The sequence below is a fragment of the Shewanella sp. Isolate13 genome, assembly GCF_022398325.1.
GTDB lineage: Bacteria > Pseudomonadota > Gammaproteobacteria > Enterobacterales > Shewanellaceae > Shewanella.
The window spans coordinates 1-19,583 of record NZ_JAKEVD010000045.1 but is presented as its reverse complement, the minus strand read 5'-3'; the positions used below and the strand labels follow the sequence as shown (position 1 = coordinate 19,583).

The window sequence follows — 19,583 nt, the reverse complement described above, 5'->3', positions numbered from 1 at the left end:
AGAGAAATGTTTTGAGTGAGAGTTATCTCATCCCTGCGGCGGAGTTGTTGTTTGAAGAGGAGATAAAGCATAGTCGCTTTATCTCTTTTCTGTTTCACTGCCAGTCGGCAGAAGAGTTGAAGTGTGTACTCACTAACCTGAAGGTTGAATACCCAGGCGCTAACCATTACTGCTATGCCTTTGTTGGTGGCTCGCCTACCGATAGTGTCAATATCGGCTCAAGTGATGATGGTGAACCTTCGGGGAGTGCGGGACGACCTATGTTGGCTGCCTTACAGGGGGCTAATATTGGTGAAATAGGCGCCGTTGTGATCCGTTACTTCGGCGGCACCAAGCTGGGAGTGGGTGGCTTGGTTAGAGCATATAGCTCTGGCATTAAACAAGCGATTCCTCAAATTGAGACCCAGTTAAAGCAGATCCGTTATCCCGGCAAGCTGGTGTGTGAGTATCATCAGTTAAAAGATGTGGAGCACCTATTCGCTCAATTAGATGTCTTGATTGAAGACAAGCTGTTTGCAGAGCATATAGAGATCCGATTTGCTATCCCTAAGGTTTTTAAACAGCAGTTGAATCTAGATTTAGCGACAATGAGTAAAGGTCAGCTTAAAGCTGTATTTGAAGAGTAAGCCATAACTTAGCTTGGGTTTATTAAAAGCGATTGATACTCGCTTGGCGTTTTTATTGATGAGTAGCAAGATTGCTATTCGAATGTGAATATTAATTAATAAGTGTGCGAGAATGCGCTAAGCATAAGCGCTAGTGATGGGAATCAATGCAATATCGAACAATTATAAGAATTACAGGCCTGTTGATGGGGTTGTTTTCTTTATCTTTACTTCCACCCGCTCTGGTCGCTGTTATCTATAAAGATGGCGGAGGCATGGCTTTTATTCAGGCGTTTGTGTTGTGCCTGATCTTGGGTTTTGGACTCTGGTACCCTAATCGATCTCACCATAAGGATCTACGTACCCGAGAAGGCTTCCTGCTGGTGGTACTATTCTGGGTAGTACTCGGATCCATTGGTGCGGTGCCTTTTATCTTCTCTGGTCAGCCCTCTCTGAGTTTAACCGACAGCTTCTTCGAGTCTTTCTCGGCATTGACGACCACGGGGGCTACAGTGATTGTTGGTTTAGATAGCCTGCCTAAGGCGATTCTATTCTACCGACATCTACTACAGTGGCTAGGCGGTATGGGGATCATCGTACTGGCGGTGGCTATTCTCCCTGTACTCGGTGTCGGAGGAATGCAGCTGTATCGAGCAGAGATGCCGGGGCCAGTAAAAGACAGTAAGATGACGCCGAGAATTGCCGAAACAGCAAAGGCGCTGTGGTATATCTATTTAGCACTGACAGTCGCTTGCGCCGTTGCATATTGGTTGGCGGGGATGGATGTCTTCGATGCTATCTGTCACTCATTTTCCACTATTGCCATTGGTGGCTTCTCTACCCACGATGCCAGCATGGGTTACTTCAACAGCCCTACTATCAACATGATCTGTGTGGTGTTTCTACTTATTGCCGCACTGAACTTTAGCCTCCACTTTGCGGCATTCTCTCGCCGTGGCATTAATTTACGAGTCTATTTCCGTGATGCAGAGTTCAAGGTGTTGATTGCCATTCAATTGGTTCTAACCGCCATCTGTTTTGTTACGCTTTATGGCTCAGGTATCTATGACTCTGCTGAAGAAACCTTTGACTACGCACTGTTTCAGGCGGTATCTATCTCTACTACGGCAGGTTTTGGTACAGAGAGCTTCCATGCCTGGCCTTTGTTCTTACCGATCCTATTAATCTTTTCTAGCTTTATTGGTGGTAGTGGTGGTTCTACCGCGGGTGGCATTAAAGTGATCCGAGTGATCTTGCTTTTGCTACAAGGCTCCCGTGAGCTGAAGCGTCTAGTTCATCCCCGTGGCATGTTCTCTATCCGAATCAGCGGTAATGCACTGCCGGATAGGGTGATTGATGCGGTATGGGGCTTCTTCTCTGCTTACGCCTTAGTTTTTGTTATCTGTATGCTTATTCTGATGGCACTAGGTATGGATGCGATTACCGCTTTTAGTGCTACAGCGGCCTGCTTGAACAACCTAGGTCCAGGGTTAGGTGAGGTGGCGAGTAACTACGCCAGTATTGGTGATGGTGAGAAATGGGTGCTGCTGTTTGCGATGTTATTCGGTCGTTTAGAGGTATTCACCTTGCTAATTTTGTTTACTCCGACATTCTGGAAGAACTAAATCAGCGTAACAATATCTGGGGCACGAAAGACTCAGTTAGTGTTAATTGTTGTCCGATATACTGAACATAAGATCGGCCTTTGGCCATTGTTTGAAATTAGTTTGAACCGAAAAATAGTGAGACGTTAATGAACAATACACTAATCATTTATTCGACAGTCGATGGTCAAACCAAAGCGATTTGTGAACAGGTAAAGAAGATAAACCAAGAGCAAGGGGCTAAGGTAATATTGGCTTCTCTCGAAGAGGCTGAAACCTTAGGTTTGGCGCAATTTGACAAGATCTTAATTGCTGCGAGCATTCGCTATGGTAAGCATAGACCCGAGCTGTACCAGTTTATTAACCGTCACCATGCGGTGCTGGATGCCAAGCAAAATGCATTCTTCACTGTCAATGTCGTGGCTCGCAAGCCAGAGAAAAACACCCCTGAAACTAACCCTTATATGAAGAAGTTTTTGGCGCTGTCATTGTGGCAGCCGCAGCAGTTAGCCGTATTTGCCGGTAAGATTGATTATCCTAAATATCGCCTGTTCGATAAGGTGATGATCCGCTTCATTATGTGGATGACTAAAGGTCCAACCGATACCAGTGGCACCTTTGAATTTACCGACTGGAATAAGGTCGATGAGTTTGCCCACGCATTTGCTAAGCGCTAGATTTGAGCCGATAAAAAGCCTGCTAAATAGCAGGCTTATTTCTATCTTAAATAGGCTCTAAAGATAATCTCTTAGGCGGCGCAATACTTGCGATGCAATATGGAAATAACCTCGGTGACCTGCTCATTTTTAAGGGTGTAGTAAACCACTTGTGAGCTCTTTCGGGTTGCGACTAAATCTTCAGAGCGTAACACCGCGAGATGTTGTGATAGCGCCGATTGGCTAAGTGGAACCGTTTTATTTAATTCGGTTACGCTTAACTCTTTATCTAATAATAAGCACAGAATCATTAACCGATATGGGTTCGCAATAGCCTTTAGCCATTTTGCTGCGCTCTCTGCATTGGTGACCATTGCGCTGGCATCGATTTCTTTTTGCATACGGTTAGTTACTCCATCGCCTTCAATTAGTTTATTCTAATTGAGATGTTATGATAAGACAATATACTCATGGTTTCTAATTATCACAATTTTTGATGTCGATAATATGAGCTACACCTAATTTGTGATCCATTCTCCTTTAAAAACTACGATTTGCTGTAACAATGGATTTAATAGCAAATCCTCAATTGGAATACAGATGAAATCAGTTTTGGTACTTTATTATTCTCGTGGTGGTCATACTGCCAGAATCAGCCGCGCTATCGCCGACCACTTAGTTAGCCAAGGTCACCAGTGCGACATGATGCATATTAGTGAGGCTAAGGCTGAAGGTGTCGATTGGGCTAAGTATGATGTTGTCGCTCTTGGCGCTTGTGTACTTTACGGCAGCTATCATAAGTCGGTATTTGAATTCGCAGCCACGCATCAAGCCGAATTAAGTGCAAAAGCCTCAAGCTTCTTTAGTGTTAATGTGGTTGCGCGTAAGCCAGAAAAGCGTGTGCCTGAAAACAATAAGTATCTACAGAAGTTCATTGAGTTGTCAGCGTGGAAGCCTAACGATGTGAAGGTGATTGCCGGTAAGGTCGATTATCCATCTTGGCGCTGGTACGACAGAATGATGATCCAACTGATCATGAAAATCACCGATGGTCCAACCGATCCTAAAGCCGTCATTGATTATACCGATTGGGATGATGTGAAGGTTTATGCTGATCACTTAGTGAGCCTAGCTAAGTAGTGTATTAATTCATTCGTTTATATCGTAAAAGCCGCACTAAGTGCGGCTTTTTATTTTTTACTTTGGGGGGCGTTAATACTTCCAGAAGCTTGGATGGAACAAGACAGCGACAGTTAAGATCTCTAAGCGCCCCAATAACATACCTATTGCTAGCGCCCATTTGGCAACATCGGGTAGCGATGAGAAGTTGCCAGCTGGGCCGATGGTATCGCCCAATCCAGGGCCGACATTGGTAACGGCGGTAATGGCACCGGTAAAGCTGGTGACAGGATCGAGCCCCGTGAGTACCAGCACCACTGATAGCAGCACTATCACCAATACAAATAGCAGAATAAAAGTGACCAGTGAGCGGACAATATCCTCTTTAATGATGCGTTTATTGTAGCGCTCTTTAAACACACCATTGGGGTGAAACTGCTGCTTAAGTTGCTCACGCATGATCACGCCAGCTATTTGAAAGCGGAAGATTTTTATCCCGCCAGAGGTTGAGCCCGAGCAGCTACCGACAAACATCAAGAACAGGAAGGCGATATTGGCCAGTGCGCCCCATGCGGAGTAATCGGTAAGGCCATATCCTGTCGTTGTAACCACTGAGACCACATTAAAGCTGGCTAAGCGTAGGGCATCGAGTGGGTTAATTTCTCTGGTGCTCCATAGCCATAGGGCAAGTGAGCAAGAAACAAAAACTACAAACTTTAAGAAGCCTTTGACCTGGGCATCGTCCCATACGCTGACGGAGCGTTGTTGCACCATGTGAACGAACATTAGCAAGGGCAAGCCACCTGCTAGCATAAAGATGGTGCCAACCCAATGGGCCTCGTTAGAAAACGCCGCCATGGATTGATCTGAGGTGGAGTAGCCGCCAGTCGATAGCGTTGTCATGGCATGGTTAATGGCTTGAAACCAGTTCATGCCGCTGCTGTGATAAGCCAGGAAGCACAGGAAGGTGAGTAGGCTATAAACGATAAACAGATTCTTTGCCATATGCTGGGTGCGTGGGGTGGTCTTATCACTCCAGTCTGAAGACTCAGTTCTAAACAGTCGCATACCACCAACGTTCAAGAAGGGCAGCACGGCTACTGCCATCACGATAAAGCCTATTCCACCTAACCACTGCAGCAGTGAGCGCCAGATTAGAATGCTGTGATCCATGCTGTCGAGCCCCGACAATACGGTAGAACCTGTAGTGGTGATCCCCGACATGGTTTCGAAGAAGGCATCGGTATAGTTGATACCGTGATACAGAGTGAAGGGCATTGCGGCAAACAGGCTTACGATAAGCCATGTGAGACAGGTCAGCAGAAACATATCTCGAATGTTGAGATGGAGTTTACGGCTCTGGCCTTGGTGCATACAAAAGCTGGCCGCGCTGCCCGCAACCAGAGAGGAGATCATAAATGCACCTACTGTTTCCTCGCCATAATAGAGCGCGAAGGCGCCGGGAATTAACATAAACGCGGTGAGCGTCGACAGGAAAACTCCCAGAATAAACAGTAAAGGACGATAGTTCAGCACTATTACGCTCCTGAACGTTTTTAAAAGAAAAAGGCACTCGGTTGGAAAAGTTTCTCAACTTCACCAATAAACTTCTTATTTACCAAGAAGAGGATAACGTGATCGCCTTGTTCGATGACGGTCTTGTCGTGAGCCATCAATACTTCTTCATCGCGCACGATAGCACCAATGGTCGTGCCGGGTGGTAATTTGATTTCGCTGATCTGTTTACCCACGACCTTGGAGGTGTTGGAGTCACCGTGAGCAATCGCTTCGATCGCTTCGGCTGCACCGCGACGCAGTGAGTAAACGTTACAAATATCACCTTGGCGAATATGGGTCAGCAGTGCCGAGATAGTGGCTTGCTGTGGTGAGATGGCGATATCGATATTGGCTTCCTGCACGATATCAACATAGGCCTCACGCTGGATCAGCACCATGACTTTCTTGGCGCCCATGCGCTTAGCGAGTAGGGCGGCCATGATGTTGGCCTCATCGTCGTTGGTAACCGCAATAAATACATCTGTTTGATCGATATGCTCTTCGAGTAGCAGTTCTTGATCCGATGCATCGCCACAAAATACTGTGGTGTTCTCAAGCTTTTCTGATAACTCTTCGGCGCGCTCTTGCTTACGCTCAATCAGCTTGACCGAATGGTTACGCTGTAGCTGCTTAGCCAAGCCTAAACCGATATTACCACCGCCGGCAATCATGATATTGCGGTAGGAGTTATCCAGCTTTTGCATTTCACTCATTACCGCGCGCACGTGGCGACTGTCGGCTACGAAGAAGACTTCATCGTCGGCCTCGATAATGGTGGTACCGCGGGGCATAATCGGGCGACCCTGTCTAAAGATTGCCGCTACCCGGGTATCAATATTAGGCATATGCTCGCGCAGTGCGGCCAATGCATTACCCACGAGTGGGCCGCCGTAGTAGGCACGTACAGCAACCAGACTGAGTCTGCCTTCGGCGAACTCAAGTACCTGTAGTGCGCCTGGGTATTCGACTAAGCGGCCAATATAGGCGGTAACCAGTTGTTCTGGCGCAATAAGCTCATCGATAATGAAGCCACCACGAGGGCGATTTTCTGCGTGTTTAGTTTCACTATCGATAAACAGCTTGTCACGAAGACCTAAATACTGCTCAGAACGAATACGGGCAATTTTTGTTGGCGTGCCATAGAGCGAATAGGCAATCTGACAGGCTGCCATATTACACTCGTCGCTATTGGTTACCGCGATCAGCATGTCTGCGTCTTCGGCTCCCGCCTCTTTTAATACACTTGGGTGAGCACCATGACCCACAACCACCCTTAAGTCGTACTTATCTTGCAAGGTACGCAGGCGGTTTTTGTCATTATCGACAATGGTGATGTCATTGTTTTCGCCTACTAAGTTTTCGGCTAACGTGCCGCCAACTTGTCCTGCACCCAAAATGATAATTTTCATTGCCGTACTAATCCTTCACTAGGCGAGCGTAATAAAAGCCGTCCATGTTGTCTTGTCCGGGAACAATCTGCCAACCGATATCATCAGGGTTAGCTTGCTCTTCGATAGGAACTAAAGTCGCATCGGGTGTTCTGGCTAAGAAGGCACTGACTTGATCTTTGTTTTCCTGTGGCAAAATCGAACATGTGGCATACAAGAGTGTGCCACCTGGCTTTAACCACTTCCAGCAGTGATCGAATATTTGCGACTGTAACTGCGCTAATTCTTCGATGTCGTTGTTCTTTCTTAGCCACTTAATATCTGGATGACGGCGGATAACGCCTGTTGCCGAGCAGGGGGCATCGAGCAGAATACGGTCAAACTTTTCACCTTGCCACCATGAATCAATATTGGCGGCATCGCCATGAACTAATTTGGCTTTGAGTGACAATCTATCAAGATTTTGCTGCACTCGCTCTAGGCGTTTAGCATCGAAATCTACCGCAACCAGCTTGATGTTTGGTGCCAGTTCCAATAGATGACAGCTTTTACCGCCCGGTGCTGCGCAAGCATCCAGCACTAGCTCATCACCTTGTGGTGCCAGTAATGTGGCAGCCCATTGCGCCGCACCATCTTGCACGGAAGCTGCGCCCGTTTCAAAACCAGGTAGATGCATCACATCTCGTGGGCTACTTAATAGGATTGAATCGGGACTATTACCTGCTTGCGCTTCGATCTCCAGACCGGCTAGCGCTTGTAGATAGGTCTCTCTTGTTTGCGATAGCTGATTGTTACGCAGCCACATGGGGGGGCGTTCATGGCTTTGCTCAATGACGGTTTGCCAGTTTTCTGGGTAAGCCTCTTTTAAGCGCTTAATGATCCAGGTTGGGGTGTTATAGGCTAAGGTGTCGTTGTCTGTCGATAACGGCTTTTCTTGGCGTTGAATATTACGTAAGACACCATTAACGACTTTCACTAAGCCTTCGAACTTTAGCTGACGACAGGCTTCGGCGGTTTCAGAGATTGCCGCATGACTCGGGATACGGGTGAAGTAAAGCTGGTAGCAGCCAACAAGCAATAGCTGGTGGACGATGCGCTGCTTACCCTTCATCTGTTTGCTCATGCAATCACTGACTTGCTTGTCGAGTTGTGGCAAATGACGCATCACGCCGTAGCATAGCTCGGCAAGCAGTGCCTTATCTTTACCACTGTCTAAATGCTTTTGCTGATCCGGCAGCGCCACTGAAAGTGACACGCCTTTTTCTAGCACTTGGAAAATGACCTTAGCGGCCAAAGCTCTTAAATTCATTAGCGATTAAGCCTCTAAGTTATCTGTGCCAGCAAGTAGGGTTCCTGGAGTAAACCAGTCTGCTCTTGCATTTAGGATGTCAGCAACGCTTAAAGGTTTCTTACCTGGAAGTTGCATCTGGGTAATGGTTAATACCCCTTCGCCGGTTGCGATGCTAATGCCACTTTTATCGGCAGATAGAATCGTACCAGGCTGCTTTGAACTGGTTTCATCACTGACATGGCTTTGCCATACCTTAATGGTATTGTCTTCGTGCTCGTAGTGACTCACTGGCCACGGATTAAAGGCTCGGATTTCACGCCATAGTGCGCTAGCCGATTTAGACCAATCTAAACGCGCTTCCTCTTTCGAGAGCTTCTCTGCGTAGTTGGCTAGGCTTTCATCTTGCTTCTCGGCAGGTAAACGATCTTCTGCTATGCCTGCAAGCGCTTCAACCAATGCGGTAGGCCCTTGCTCTGCAAGCTTTTCATAAAGGGTTGCAGAGGTGTCACTGTCTTCAATTTTTAGCTGTGTTTTTAACAGCATATCACCGGTATCGAGGCCTATGTCCATCTGCATGATGGTGACGCCAGTTTCACTGTCGCCAGCCCACAATGCGCGTTGAATTGGCGCCGCACCACGCCAGCGTGGCAGAATTGAGCCATGAACATTGATGCAACCTAGGCGGGGAGTATCGAGTACCACTTTAGGTAAGATAAGCCCGTATGCTACAACGACCATGATGTCGGCGTTTAGCGAAGCAAGCTCGGCTTGAGCATCTTCGTCACGTAGCGACTTAGGCTGAAAAACTGCGATGTCATTTTCAAGGGCTAATGCTTTAACTGGACTCGCTTGCAGTTTCTTACCACGGCCAGCGGGTCTATCCGGCTGGGTATATACTGCAATTACGTTGTGCTCTGAGTCGATTAGCGCTTGAAGATGGCGTGCAGCAAAGTCAGGAGTTCCTGCAAAAATGACATTTAATGGTTTCAACGATTTATCCTTGTTTTGCTTCGAGACGAGCCGCTTTTTCTAGCTTCTGTTTGATACGCTGGCGCTTAAGTGGTGACAGGTAGTCAACAAACAGTTTGCCTGCTAGATGATCTAATTCATGCTGTAGGCAGATAGCAAACAGTCCATCGGCTTCCAAAGTAAACTCTTTACCGTCACGATCGAGTGCCTTGATGGTAACAAATTCGGCTCGATCGACTTTAGCGTAAATACCTGGAACAGATAGGCAGCCCTCTTCGTTCGAAAACTCACCGCTTTTGGCGATAATTTCTAAATTGATGAACACTTTTGGGCGTTCAACTTCATCTTGAAGGTCCATCACAATAAGTTGATGGTGGTAATCGACCTGTGTTGCCGCAAGACCAATTCCCTTTTCTTCGTACATTGTTTCGAACATATCGTCGATCTGTGTTTGAAGAGCAGGGTTAAACTCTGTTATCGGCTTAGCAACAGTGCGTAATCTCTCATCTGGAAACTGTAAAACTTTTAATAAACTCATACCTAAACTCTTAACAAGTCTGTCAAATCTGAGTCAGTTGGTTATACTGACTTTGGCTAATGGCTCAATTTTAGTCGTTAGCGGCATTCAATAACAGCAAAAGCTCTACTTATTACTCTAATAAAAGAGCAAATAGCATGGATACCCAGATGAAACGGTTAATATTACTTGCTTCACTCATAATTGGTTGCACCTCCGTATTTGCCGATACGCTAACCCTAAAGTCGGGGCATCCCGACTCTTACGTGGTTAAGAAAGGCGATACCCTTTGGGATATTTCGGCGTCTTTCCTCAATGATCCTTGGCGTTGGCCCAAGCTTTGGGGCGCAAACCCACAGGTGGCTAATCCGCACCTTATTTATCCTGGTGACAGACTTACCTTGGTCTTTATTGATGGTAAGCCTCGTCTAGTGGTTAAACCCCATATTCGAAAGAGTCCGCAGGGGCGTATCTCCCCCAAAGATGGTGCTATCCCAGCAATCGACCTCTCGTTAATTCGCCCTTATCTATTACAAAATCGCGTGGTCGATGAGCAGTGGTATGAGTCACAGCCGAAAGTCATGGGAGGAGAGAGTCCCTCTAAGTTCCATGTGGTTTCAGACATTATCTATGTTCAAGGCGAGCTCACTGTGGGTGATAAGCTAGGTGTTTACACCTATGGCCGCACCTTTAAGAATAGCGATGGCGAAGATTTAGGTTTAGAGGTGATCTTGTCTGCCAGTGGCCGAGTGGTAGAGTCGGGGGCGATTTCCAAAGTTGAGCTACTTAGTAGCTTGCAGGAAACATCTGCTGGATATCGAGTCTTACCGATCGAAGATGATTCACTCATGTCAGCCTATTTTATGCCTAAGGCTGCGGAGGTCGATGCACCAACGACAGTATTAGCATCGGGTAAAGATATTCGTGAGATGGGTAAGCTTGATGTGGTCTACTTAGACAGAGGGGCAACCGACGGCCTTGGGCCTGGGCATGTGTTCTCTATCTTCAAAGACGGAAAGGTCGTAGTTATCGATGGCGATGGCATACCTGTACAGCCTCATGAGCGAAACCGTTACGAGAAGATGCTAGCTAATATCTCTTCCGACAGCGCCGTTAAGATGCCCGATCTTTATCGCGGCAAGTTGATGGTGTTTAAAGTGTTCGATAAAACGAGTATGGGGATTATCTTAGTTAATGAGCGGCCAGTACGAGTGGCCGACAAGTTGGCGATTCCCGATTCGCTGATCAGCAGTGAGTAGACTAGAGTTAGTTATAGTGTTTCTTTCGATGCAACCATAATGGTTGCATCGCACTTTTAAAGGGACGAACTATTAACGATACGCTGGTCGATTGGCTAGTTGTTTCTGCAGTATCTGGGCTAGGACCGGCTCGGGTTAAACAATTAATAAATTACATGGATGTAGCCGAACTAAGGCAAAGACTAACGCATGAGCCACAAGCGCTGCCTTTACCAGAGTCGTTACTACAATCTCATCTTTCTCCCGATTATGCTTTAGTTGATGCGGCTTTGGCGTGGCAGCAAGCCGAAGACAACCATCACCTTATCAGCTTTGATGACCCAGATTACCCTCCATTGCTTAAGCAGATTAACGATCCGCCACCACTGTTATTTTTAAAAGGTAACCGGGATGCTTTATTGTTTCCCGGTCTTGCTATTGTCGGAAGTCGGCGGGCAACACCTGGTGGCCTAAAGGTGGCTTATCAATTAGCAACGGAATTAGCGATAAATGGCGTCGGTATTATCAGTGGTATGGCCTTAGGTATCGATGGTTCAGCCCATAAGGCCGCTATCGATATTGATAAACCCAGTATTGCCGTGCTGGGGACTGGAGTCGATGTAATTTACCCTAAGAGGCATCGTCACATTTACAATAGTATTCAAAAGGATGGCTGTGTTGTTAGTGAATTTTGGCCCAGCGTTAAGCCATATTCTGGTAATTTTCCGAAACGAAATCGCATTATTAGCGGTCTAACTATAGGAACCTTAGTGGTTGAGGCAACCCTGAAAAGTGGCTCACTGATCACGGCTAGGCTGGCGAATGAACAGGGGAGAGAGGTGTTTGCTGTTCCGGGGAGTGTGCTCAGTGAGCAAAGTGAGGGATGTCATCAGTTGTTGCGTGATGGCGCTAAGTTAGTCGAGTCTGTTAGTGACATTTTGGAAGAAGTTACCGCTTTATCGTATTTTCACCTTGAAGAACTCAAGGCTCGTCACCATATAGGGGGGGAGAACGCTTCTGATTTGCCATTTTCCTCGCTGTTAGCTAGTGTAGGCTATGAGGCTACAACAATAGATGATGTAGTCGAGCATAGTGGAAAAACCATAGAGCTAGTATTAGAGCAATTGCTTGAACTCGAGCTGCAGGGTTGGATTTCTGCAGTCCCTGGTGGTTACATAAGACTAAAGAGGAGCTAGCCATGTTTGATATCCTCATGTATTTATTTGAAAACTATGTTCATAGTGAAGTCGAACTCTTGGTAGATGAAGACGAACTCACAAAAGAACTTACTCGCGCCGGATTTCACCAGAGTGAAATCATCAAAGCACTTTCTTGGTTAGAGCGTTTAGCTGAACTTCAAGAAGCTGGCACGCCTTATCTTTGTAATCATGATCAGCATTCATTCCGCATTTATACCGATGCCGAAATGGAAAAGATTGATGTTGAGAGTCGCGGCTTCTTACTCTTTTTAGAGCAGATTAAAGTGCTCAGCGTCGAGACCCGTGAGATGGTTATTGACCGAGTGATGGAGATTGATGAGCCAACTCTGAACCTTGATGATCTTAAGTGGGTTATCCTGATGGTGCTATTTAATGCGCCGGGTCATGAGTCTGCATATGAGCAGATGGAAGATCTTATCTTTGAACAGCCCGACGGGCGTCTACACTCGTAGTCTATAAAGAACCTAAAGCAAAGGAGGCCTAAGCCTCCTTTTTTGTGTCTGGAACATTTATGCCAATTTGCCATGGATGGATACAAATTGGCGTTGTGCCTAGAATGTTAGGTGATTCTTACCATGAGCTAAGTGCTTTGGTTGCAAGTAGTCACGATAATCATAGCGCCCCTGCTTGTGTAACCTAGGTTTGGCATCTTCTTCGCTATCATCAAACTCACTGACTTGGGTACTTAACCAGTCGGCGAATTGGGGTTGATGCTCAGTCAACGATGCCATCAGTTGCTCGTAACCCTCAAAGTAGTCGGTTTTAAGGTATTTGCTTAGCTGTACAAAGTCAGCGTGATGATTTTCCACTAGGAAGCGAATCGCCATATAGCTCCACTTATAGGTTCTGTCTTGGCCATCTTTATATTCGGTGGCGAAGATCTCTTCTAGTGTTGGTGCTTCTTCTATATCACGTTTAATAACGCGAAGGGCTGAAGGGTTCTCGTTACTCTTGGAAACATACTCAGCTAAGCCTTCTGACCACCACACCATTTTTGATGGGAAGTGCCCAAAACCAGCATATTTTACAAAGTGACCATCAAGGTAGTGCACATATTCATGGTTGAGGTTCCAGACTCTAAACTCTGGTTCGATCCACCATTGGCGATAGGCAAAGAAGGTCGCCTGATTACCAGGCTTGGATGGTGTGCCTTCTATGTACATTCCGCCATTATCGGTATTAATATCAAAGATCAGCTGACCATAGAGGTGGTATTGGCTCCAATTCTTAAAGGCGACAACTCTTAGTGCGGTATTAAAGTCATTAGGTGTGGGTTTTAGCCCTGTCTCTAACACACTATGGAAATTAGACTCTTGAGATGTCAGCTTGGTACAGCTCTCGGCCAACTCTTGCTCGTTTAGATCTTGAGTCAGTATGAATAAACTATCGGAGCAATGATGCTCGATTGGTAGAGCCGTTTTAAGATCCGGAATGCGGCATATTTCGCTATTCTCTTCACACAACTCCTGACCACCAAATACGTTGACGTGAAAACCTGCGGTGTAAGCATCTCTTGCTGCATCACCACGTTGCGCAACGTCGGCTTTCGCAATTGCCGCTACAGCTTCGTCTACGGCAAGCTCTTGCTCGGTTGCTTTACCATCTTCCGATGAAGGAAGGGCGAGACGGTAGAGGGCGAGTGCCCAATATGCGTTGGTGCGAGGCCAGTCACTATCGGAGCGGATACTGGCAGGGCTGGCTGCAAATGCCAATAGTGGCGTATTTAGCTCGGCAGCTAGCAGTACTTTGTTTAGCTCGCCATCGACATCCTTACGGCTTTTATTGAGTAGGAAACCATAAGCTTTAAGTGTTTCTAGCAAGCCATAGTCGTTAGCTTTATTGGGTGTCGATGTGGCGAGTTGCTGTAGCTGCGTTTCTAGTTGAGAAAGTAGGGGGGCCAAGGCTGGTGCGGCATCGTTATTGGCGAAGTAACGATATACCGTCACCGCATACTGTTCTTGCAGACGGGCTTGGTTGTCGAGTAAGTCTGAATCACTTAGGTCTTCAAGTGCTATCGCTAAAGCAGAGATGTCTGCGGCGCTAAGGTCATCCACTGGGCCGTAATAGCTAAAGGCACGGAAATAGTAGAGTAGTTGATTAGCCGAGTCGATATTTTGAGTCGTACTCAGAGCTGCACTGGCCTGTAAAAAGGTATCTCTTGTTAAGAGTGGGCTTTGGGCATTAAACAGGTCTGTTTCGGAAGCCGCAGTGATTTGGCTAATGGTGTATGGGTTTACAGCTTGTTGTTCGACACTAGTACAACCTGAGAGAGAGGTGAGTAGACCCGCTATAATAGTCATAGCTAGCTTTGAGGGTGTATTCATTTTTTTATCCCTTTATTTTAATTCCCTTGCTTTTATTGAATACAATATATCATTGCTTTTCACGAAATTCTAACACTGGAATACAAAACTTAATCGATTCCTTGGTAGAATAGCGGCATAGAGATGAATTGAGACAATCATGACCAAAATAGATCAGCAACTGTTTACTACGCATGAGCACGCTCTTGAGAAAGAGTTTGAGCTTTGCCCTAAATGTGGCTGCGAGTTGTCGGTAAAGCACAGTAAGCACGGTGGTTTTATTGGGTGTAATAACTATCCAAGTTGTGATTACACAAGACCGCTGGTGCAGCACGAGTCGATTGAGACACAAATTATTGAGGGCTCTATTTGCCCTGATTGCGGTAATGAGCTGGCGGTTAAGTCTGGCCGTTTTGGTATTTTTATTGGTTGCACCAATTATCCTGAGTGTAGCCACATCGAAAAGCATGATCAGGCCGATAGCCAAGATGAGATCCCTTGCCCTAAATGCAAAAAAGGTCATATAGAACATAGAACAAGTCGATTTGGTAAGTCGTTTTATGCTTGTAGTGCTTATCCAAAATGTAAGTTCTTAGTCAACTATCCTCCTAGGGCGGAAGCTTGTCCTGAGTGTGGTTTTGGGATCTTAGTTGAGCGCAAGGGAGCCGCTGGAATGCGCTTAGAGTGCCCTGAAAAGACATGCAAATATAAGCGTCCTGTTTAAATATTCATATTATCTTCCCGCTAATATCACTTTTGAGTAATCATAGGGATATTGCACTGCGCGGATTACATAAGGTTAAGAGATAAATGTTAGAAGTATTGCCGGCGGACGTAGCCGAATTGATCGAGCAAGGTGGAGTGATAGCCTACCCAACCGAAGCTGTGTACGGCTTAGGTTGCGATCCCGATAATGATGATGCCATTAATCAGTTACTGCAGATAAAGCAGCGTCCTTGGCAGAAGGGGCTTATTTTGGTTGCGGGTGACTATCGACAGTTGTTGCCGTATATCGATGAATCCCAACTTACTGCTGAGCAATTAGCTTATGTTAAGAGTAAGTGGCCGGGTCCGTTTACTTTTATTATGCCGATTAAGCCAGGGCTATCTAAGTTACTCAGTGGCACCTTTGACTCTATTGCAGTACGCGTGACAGCGCATGAGGATGTTAAAGCCCTATGTGCAGCTATCAATAAACCAGTTGTATCGACCAGCGCCAATTTGTCAGGGCAAGAGCCAGCGCTATCAGCTGAAAGTATTAAACAGCAGTTTACCGGCAAGATTACTGGATTAGTAAAAGGTGAGCTAGGAACTCAAGTATCACCATCCACCATTATCGATGCCAAAACAGGCGCCATTCTGAGACAAGGTTAATTAGCCACTATAAAAAGGAATAATATGAGCACACCAGATCCAGCAGTAGTAAAAGCTTTCTTACTCGATCTTCAAAACCGTATTTGTAATGGATTAGAAGCCCTAGATGGCGTGGCAACATTTGCAGAAGACTCTTGGAAACGTGAAGAGGGGGGCGGTGGGCAGAGCCGCGTACTGACTGGTGGTGCCGTATTTGAACAAGCCGGTGTTAACTTTTCCCATGTGATGGGCGCATCTATGCCTGCCTCGGCAACAGCACATCGTCCAGAGCTAGCGGGTCGCAGTTTCGAAGCGATGGGGGTGTCTTTAGTTATTCACCCAAACAATCCACATATTCCTACGACACATGCCAACGTACGTTTCTTCATTGCCCATAAAGAGGGGGCCGACCCTGTATGGTGGTTTGGTGGTGGTTTTGACTTAACCCCTTACTACCCTTATTTAGAAGATGTGCTCGAGTGGCACTTAACTGCTAAGTCTTTATGTGAACCATTTGGCGAAGAGGTTTACCCTAAATATAAGCAGTGGTGTGATGAATACTTTTGGTTACCACACCGCAATGAGACGCGCGGCGTTGGTGGACTTTTCTTTGATGATCTCAATAAACAGGGCTTCGATCAGAGCTTTGCCTTTATGCAGGCGGTAGGTAATGGGTTCTTAACGGCGTACGCCCCAATTGTTGAGCGTCGTAAAGATACTGAATATGGTGAGCGTGAACGGCAGTTCCAGTTATACCGCCGCGGGAGATATGTTGAATTTAACTTGGTTTATGACCGTGGCACCCTGTTTGGCCTACAAACTGGTGGTCGTACAGAGTCTATTCTCATGTCGATGCCACCATTGGTACGTTGGGAATATGCCTACACACCAGAAGAGGGTAGCCCAGAGGCAAAACTTTATAGTGATTACCTAAAGCCAAGAGATTGGTTAAACCTTTAACGGGCTTTATCACAAGCGTCACTATAGTAGCGAAACCAATCATGTTCTTAAACGTTATTGGTTTCGCATATGATCCGCTAGCGTAGCGATTGCACTATAGATAGCTTGCTGATGCTGTGGCTCTGTCACTTCTATCTCTATCGCCGCTTTCATACAGAGTAACCACTGATCTCGCATGGCCTCGTCGACCTTAAATGGCATGTGTCTAGCCCGCAATGCTGGGTGGCCATGTTTCTGCTGATAAAGTTGTGGCCCACCAAGCCAGCCGCTTAGAAACTCAAAGAGCTTTTGTTCTGACTCATCAATTGGTGCTCTATGGAGCGACAATAACGCTTGTGTCGCTTCATTGCTCTGCATCTGCAGATAAAACTGATGGGCAATCGCGCGAATGACCTTCTCTCCACCGATGCGATCATAGGCATTGGATTGGCTTGGGCCTCTGTCTTTACTCGGTTGGGTTTTGCCAACAAGCTTCTTTAACCAGTTCATATTGCTTCTTCTACGGCTTCTTATTACGACTTTGGCGAACAGTGTAGCAAGGCCATGAGTAAATTTATCTAGCAATTTAAGTGAGCCACAGTAGAAAACAGAGCTGAAAATAACTCGGGTAGAATAGATTGCCTATGAGTTAATCCGCGTTACACTAGTGTTTTTAACCCGTATAGAGTTGCAAGCATGACTGAACGATACGCAGTATTTGGTAACCCCATTGCACACAGTAAATCCCCAAAGATACATACCATGTTTGCCAAAGAAACGGCTCAGTCATTAAGTTATGAGGCTATCTTAGCCCCGATTGATGCATTTGAAGCAACATTCAAACAGTTTGCTGCTAACAAGGGTTATGGAGCTAATGTTACTGTGCCTTTTAAAGAGCAAGCATTTGCTCTGTGCAACGAGCTTAGTGAGCAAGCGCAACTAGCAGGAGCGGTAAATACCTTATCGGTGCAAGCTGATGGTAAGGTCAGAGGTGATAATACAGATGGTTTAGGCTTAGTTGCCGATCTCGAAAGAAACCTTGGCAGCCTTGCGGGTCTAAATGTTCTATTAGTGGGAGCGGGTGGTGCGGCAAGAGGCTGTATTTTGCCACTACTGAATGCAGGAATTGAAAAGCTGACGATAGTAAACAGAACACAAGCTAAGGCTGAAGCTCTGGTAGAACTATTTGCTAACTACGGAACGGTTAATGCCTTACCGATATCACATACAGGCCAAAGCTACGATCTTGTTATTAACTCGACCTCTTCCAGTTTAAGCGGTGAAGTGCCAAATATAAGTGGCGATACGATTACAGATAAGACAGTTTGCTACGATATGATGTATAGCAAAGAAGCAACGGCATTTAATGTGTGGGCCAAAGCGCAGGGGGCCGACCAAACCATAGATGGCTTAGGCATGCTGGTGGGGCAAGCTGCTGAGAGTTTCTTTATCTGGCGTAAGGTTAAACCTAGCGTAGAACCTGTTTTAGCTCAGCTTCGAGCCGAACTCTAATTTGAGATATGTTTGAGATAGTTATGAACCAGAGTATTTTATTTCCCGATCTACAAGATTGGGATGCACAAACACAAAGCATCGTTTTCCCTGTACAGGTTCAGGGAGCCAATATTGAATGCCGCATTAGTTTAAATAAGCTGATTTCTTTGTCATCGGCAACAGTGGATATCGGTGAGCAAGATATTGCGAATAAAGCACTAGATCTATTTGATGATTATCGGTTTGATATAGAGGAAGAGGTTGAAGCGCTCATCGGACAGGAGATATTCGATGAGCAGGGACGAGTCGTTCTAGCATAAGCTCGAGACTACTCGCCTTCTTGTAGATATTCGTTCTTTAGTCTGACATAGTTGTCAGCAGATTGAGGCAGGAAGGCAATCTCTGTCTCGGTAAGTGGTCGAGCTTGTTTCGCCGGGCTGCCTACATACAGATAACCACTCTTTAGTACCTTGCCTGGAGGGACTAAGGAGCCTGCACCTAAAATCACATCGTCTTCTAATATGGCTCCATCTAAAATGATGGCCCCCATGCCGACTAAAATACGATTGCCGACTTTGCATCCATGTAGCATAGCTTTGTGACCAACTGTCACATCATCACCAATAATTAAAGGGTGACCTTCGGGTAAAGCTGCTGACTTACGAGTGACATGTAGCACAGTACCATCTTGGATATTTGAACGTTTGCCTATATAGATACTGTTTACATCGCCCCGAGCAGCGACTAAAGGCCAAACGCTAGAGTCATCATCTAGCGTAATATCACCGACGAGAACGCAGTCTTGGTCGATATATACGTTACTCTTTAGCTCAGGAACAATACCTTTATATGAGCGCAGTGACTTATTGTTTCTGTAGTTAGTCATCTAAAAGTCCTTAAAATGGCGTTTTATGGCATTATAAAGCCTAAAAAGTAGCTAGTCAGGGGGTTTTATAAGCAAACAGTAATGAAACTAGAGTTTTATTCATTTTTGCTCTTGCGCTTTGAGCTGACATCCCTATAATGCGCATCCACTGACACGGCACAGCAGGCCAACTACCCAGCGTAAACGCTAGATAGCACGGGACTTGCAGCGGTGTTAGGGATTCGAAAATCGGAAGAGATTTGAATCTGGTGACAAGCGGTTTAAGAGCTTCATTTGATGTGCCTTGTATAAAGAATCATCGCTTGAAAAACTTCTTAAAATAAACGCTTGACGCCAACAACGGGAAGTGTAGAATACGCAGCCCTAGCCACTTGGAACGGTTCGCTGAGAACGCCAAGCAGGCAACGCTCTTTAACAATATGACAAGCAAATCTGTGTGGACAC

The 19,583-nt window shown here is 46.1% G+C and carries 21 protein-coding genes; 12 read left to right on the top strand and 9 right to left on the bottom strand.

From position 1 onward, the window contains the following. Nucleotides 1-11: 11 nt before the first annotated feature. From L1D44_RS19555 to hemG (L1D44_RS19545), 3 genes are all read left to right on the top strand, one after another. Nucleotides 12-626 (top strand): YigZ family protein, encoded by a 615-nt coding sequence (locus tag L1D44_RS19555; protein ID WP_239892949.1) that lies wholly within the window; start codon nt 12-14, stop codon nt 624-626. Between the two features lie 146 nt (nt 627-772). Next, nucleotides 773-2,230, top strand: a complete 1,458-nt coding sequence (locus L1D44_RS19550) for a TrkH family potassium uptake protein (RefSeq protein WP_220768858.1) — start codon at nt 773-775, stop codon at nt 2,228-2,230. 128 nt (nt 2,231-2,358) lie between these two features. Beyond that, complete coding sequence (gene hemG, locus L1D44_RS19545) at nt 2,359-2,886, top strand: menaquinone-dependent protoporphyrinogen IX dehydrogenase (protein WP_239892948.1); 528 nt, start codon at nt 2,359-2,361, stop codon at nt 2,884-2,886. Nucleotides 2,887-2,957: 71 nt separating this feature from the next. On the opposite strand, the gene L1D44_RS19540 is transcribed toward hemG (L1D44_RS19545), so the two are convergent. After that, nucleotides 2,958-3,266 (bottom strand): metalloregulator ArsR/SmtB family transcription factor, encoded by a 309-nt coding sequence (locus tag L1D44_RS19540; protein ID WP_202723612.1) that lies wholly within the window; start codon nt 3,264-3,266, stop codon nt 2,958-2,960. Nucleotides 3,267-3,465: 199 nt separating this feature from the next. On the opposite strand from L1D44_RS19540, the gene hemG (L1D44_RS19535) reads away from it, so the two are divergent. Next, complete coding sequence (hemG, locus tag L1D44_RS19535; RefSeq protein ID WP_239892947.1) at nt 3,466-4,005, top strand: menaquinone-dependent protoporphyrinogen IX dehydrogenase; 540 nt, start codon at nt 3,466-3,468, stop codon at nt 4,003-4,005. A 72-nt stretch (nt 4,006-4,077) separates the two neighbouring features. On the opposite strand, the gene L1D44_RS19530 is transcribed toward hemG (L1D44_RS19535), so the two are convergent. The 5 genes from L1D44_RS19530 to def are packed head-to-tail and all read right to left on the bottom strand — an operon-like array spanning nt 4,078 to nt 9,727. Continuing rightward, entirely contained in the window at nt 4,078-5,520 is a 1,443-nt protein-coding gene (locus L1D44_RS19530; RefSeq protein WP_239892946.1) for a TrkH family potassium uptake protein, read from the bottom strand. Nucleotides 5,521-5,540: 20 nt separating this feature from the next. Further along, nucleotides 5,541-6,950, bottom strand: coding sequence for a Trk system potassium transporter TrkA (gene trkA, locus L1D44_RS19525; RefSeq protein ID WP_220768854.1), 1,410 nt, complete (start codon nt 6,948-6,950; stop codon nt 5,541-5,543). 7 nt (nt 6,951-6,957) lie between these two features. Next, a complete protein-coding gene (rsmB, locus tag L1D44_RS19520; protein WP_239892945.1) occupies nt 6,958-8,238 on the bottom strand; it encodes a 16S rRNA (cytosine(967)-C(5))-methyltransferase RsmB in 1,281 nt (426 codons plus the stop codon). A 6-nt stretch (nt 8,239-8,244) separates the two neighbouring features. Then, nucleotides 8,245-9,210: a methionyl-tRNA formyltransferase gene (gene fmt, locus L1D44_RS19515; RefSeq protein WP_239892944.1), complete on the bottom strand. Its 966-nt coding sequence runs from the start codon at nt 9,208-9,210 to the stop codon at nt 8,245-8,247. A gap of 4 nt (nt 9,211-9,214) precedes the next feature. Beyond that, nucleotides 9,215-9,727 carry a peptide deformylase gene (gene def, locus L1D44_RS19510; protein WP_220768851.1) on the bottom strand — a complete coding sequence of 171 codons (513 nt, stop codon included), beginning with the start codon at nt 9,725-9,727 and terminating at the stop codon, nt 9,215-9,217. Nucleotides 9,728-9,864: 137 nt separating this feature from the next. Between def and L1D44_RS19505 the strand changes: the two genes are divergently transcribed. The 3 genes from L1D44_RS19505 (at nt 9,865) to L1D44_RS19495 (ending at nt 12,616) form a co-directional block, all read left to right on the top strand. Next, nucleotides 9,865-10,965 carry a LysM peptidoglycan-binding domain-containing protein gene (locus L1D44_RS19505; protein ID WP_239892943.1) on the top strand — a complete coding sequence of 367 codons (1,101 nt, stop codon included), beginning with the start codon at nt 9,865-9,867 and terminating at the stop codon, nt 10,963-10,965. Nucleotides 10,966-11,120: 155 nt separating this feature from the next. After that, entirely contained in the window at nt 11,121-12,140 is a 1,020-nt protein-coding gene (gene dprA, locus L1D44_RS19500; RefSeq protein ID WP_239892942.1) for a DNA-processing protein DprA, read from the top strand. Nucleotides 12,141-12,142: 2 nt separating this feature from the next. Beyond that, nucleotides 12,143-12,616 (top strand): DUF494 family protein, encoded by a 474-nt coding sequence (locus tag L1D44_RS19495; RefSeq protein WP_202723603.1) that lies wholly within the window; start codon nt 12,143-12,145, stop codon nt 12,614-12,616. Between the two features lie 99 nt (nt 12,617-12,715). Here the strand turns inward: L1D44_RS19495 and L1D44_RS19490 are convergent, their stop codons facing one another. Next, nucleotides 12,716-14,488 carry a collagenase gene (locus L1D44_RS19490; protein ID WP_239892941.1) on the bottom strand — a complete coding sequence of 591 codons (1,773 nt, stop codon included), beginning with the start codon at nt 14,486-14,488 and terminating at the stop codon, nt 12,716-12,718. 139 nt (nt 14,489-14,627) lie between these two features. Here L1D44_RS19490 and L1D44_RS19485 point away from each other — a divergent pair, with 139 nt between their 5' ends. The 3 genes from L1D44_RS19485 (at nt 14,628) to hemF (ending at nt 16,780) form a co-directional block, all read left to right on the top strand. After that, entirely contained in the window at nt 14,628-15,191 is a 564-nt protein-coding gene (locus L1D44_RS19485) for a topoisomerase DNA-binding C4 zinc finger domain-containing protein (RefSeq protein ID WP_239892940.1), read from the top strand. An 86-nt stretch (nt 15,192-15,277) separates the two neighbouring features. After that, nucleotides 15,278-15,841 (top strand): L-threonylcarbamoyladenylate synthase, encoded by a 564-nt coding sequence (locus L1D44_RS19480; RefSeq protein WP_239892939.1) that lies wholly within the window; start codon nt 15,278-15,280, stop codon nt 15,839-15,841. Between the two features lie 24 nt (nt 15,842-15,865). Further along, nucleotides 15,866-16,780 carry an oxygen-dependent coproporphyrinogen oxidase gene (gene hemF / locus L1D44_RS19475; RefSeq protein ID WP_239892938.1) on the top strand — a complete coding sequence of 305 codons (915 nt, stop codon included), beginning with the start codon at nt 15,866-15,868 and terminating at the stop codon, nt 16,778-16,780. Between the two features lie 54 nt (nt 16,781-16,834). Here the strand turns inward: hemF and L1D44_RS19470 are convergent, their stop codons facing one another. Beyond that, nucleotides 16,835-17,269, bottom strand: a complete 435-nt coding sequence (locus L1D44_RS19470) for a group II truncated hemoglobin (RefSeq protein ID WP_239892937.1) — start codon at nt 17,267-17,269, stop codon at nt 16,835-16,837. A 186-nt stretch (nt 17,270-17,455) separates the two neighbouring features. Between L1D44_RS19470 and aroE the strand changes: the two genes are divergently transcribed. Together aroE and L1D44_RS19460 are read left to right on the top strand one after the other, a co-directional pair. Beyond that, complete coding sequence (aroE, locus tag L1D44_RS19465; protein ID WP_239892936.1) at nt 17,456-18,271, top strand: shikimate dehydrogenase; 816 nt, start codon at nt 17,456-17,458, stop codon at nt 18,269-18,271. A gap of 23 nt (nt 18,272-18,294) precedes the next feature. Then, nucleotides 18,295-18,573, top strand: a complete 279-nt coding sequence (locus tag L1D44_RS19460) for a DUF1488 domain-containing protein (RefSeq protein ID WP_239892935.1) — start codon at nt 18,295-18,297, stop codon at nt 18,571-18,573. An 8-nt stretch (nt 18,574-18,581) separates the two neighbouring features. Here the strand turns inward: L1D44_RS19460 and L1D44_RS19455 are convergent, their stop codons facing one another. Next, nucleotides 18,582-19,139 (bottom strand): gamma carbonic anhydrase family protein, encoded by a 558-nt coding sequence (locus L1D44_RS19455; protein WP_239892934.1) that lies wholly within the window; start codon nt 19,137-19,139, stop codon nt 18,582-18,584. Between the last annotated feature and the right edge of the window lie 444 nt (nt 19,140-19,583).

What these genes read in the sequence shown, in the direction of transcription:
- hemF (WP_239892938.1), top strand. Translation starts at nt 15,866, where the DNA reads ATGAGCACACCAGATCCAGCAGTAGTAAAAGCTTTCTTACTCGATCTT.
- dprA (WP_239892942.1), top strand. Translation starts at nt 11,121, where the DNA reads ATGGATGTAGCCGAACTAAGGCAAAGACTAACGCATGAGCCACAAGCG.
- hemG (WP_239892947.1), top strand. Translation starts at nt 3,466, where the DNA reads ATGAAATCAGTTTTGGTACTTTATTATTCTCGTGGTGGTCATACTGCC.
- rsmB (WP_239892945.1), bottom strand. Translation starts at nt 8,238, where the DNA reads ATGAATTTAAGAGCTTTGGCCGCTAAGGTCATTTTCCAAGTGCTAGAA.
- L1D44_RS19455 (WP_239892934.1), bottom strand. Translation starts at nt 19,139, where the DNA reads ATGACTAACTACAGAAACAATAAGTCACTGCGCTCATATAAAGGTATT.
- L1D44_RS19505 (WP_239892943.1), top strand. Translation starts at nt 9,865, where the DNA reads ATGGATACCCAGATGAAACGGTTAATATTACTTGCTTCACTCATAATT.
- hemG (WP_239892948.1), top strand. Translation starts at nt 2,359, where the DNA reads ATGAACAATACACTAATCATTTATTCGACAGTCGATGGTCAAACCAAA.
- aroE (WP_239892936.1), top strand. Translation starts at nt 17,456, where the DNA reads ATGACTGAACGATACGCAGTATTTGGTAACCCCATTGCACACAGTAAA.
- L1D44_RS19540 (WP_202723612.1), bottom strand. Translation starts at nt 3,266, where the DNA reads ATGCAAAAAGAAATCGATGCCAGCGCAATGGTCACCAATGCAGAGAGC.
- L1D44_RS19485 (WP_239892940.1), top strand. Translation starts at nt 14,628, where the DNA reads ATGACCAAAATAGATCAGCAACTGTTTACTACGCATGAGCACGCTCTT.
- L1D44_RS19480 (WP_239892939.1), top strand. Translation starts at nt 15,278, where the DNA reads ATGTTAGAAGTATTGCCGGCGGACGTAGCCGAATTGATCGAGCAAGGT.
- def (WP_220768851.1), bottom strand. Translation starts at nt 9,727, where the DNA reads ATGAGTTTATTAAAAGTTTTACAGTTTCCAGATGAGAGATTACGCACT.
- trkA (WP_220768854.1), bottom strand. Translation starts at nt 6,950, where the DNA reads ATGAAAATTATCATTTTGGGTGCAGGACAAGTTGGCGGCACGTTAGCC.
- L1D44_RS19495 (WP_202723603.1), top strand. Translation starts at nt 12,143, where the DNA reads ATGTTTGATATCCTCATGTATTTATTTGAAAACTATGTTCATAGTGAA.
- L1D44_RS19470 (WP_239892937.1), bottom strand. Translation starts at nt 17,269, where the DNA reads ATGAACTGGTTAAAGAAGCTTGTTGGCAAAACCCAACCGAGTAAAGAC.
- L1D44_RS19550 (WP_220768858.1), top strand. Translation starts at nt 773, where the DNA reads ATGCAATATCGAACAATTATAAGAATTACAGGCCTGTTGATGGGGTTG.
- L1D44_RS19460 (WP_239892935.1), top strand. Translation starts at nt 18,295, where the DNA reads ATGAACCAGAGTATTTTATTTCCCGATCTACAAGATTGGGATGCACAA.
- L1D44_RS19490 (WP_239892941.1), bottom strand. Translation starts at nt 14,488, where the DNA reads ATGAATACACCCTCAAAGCTAGCTATGACTATTATAGCGGGTCTACTC.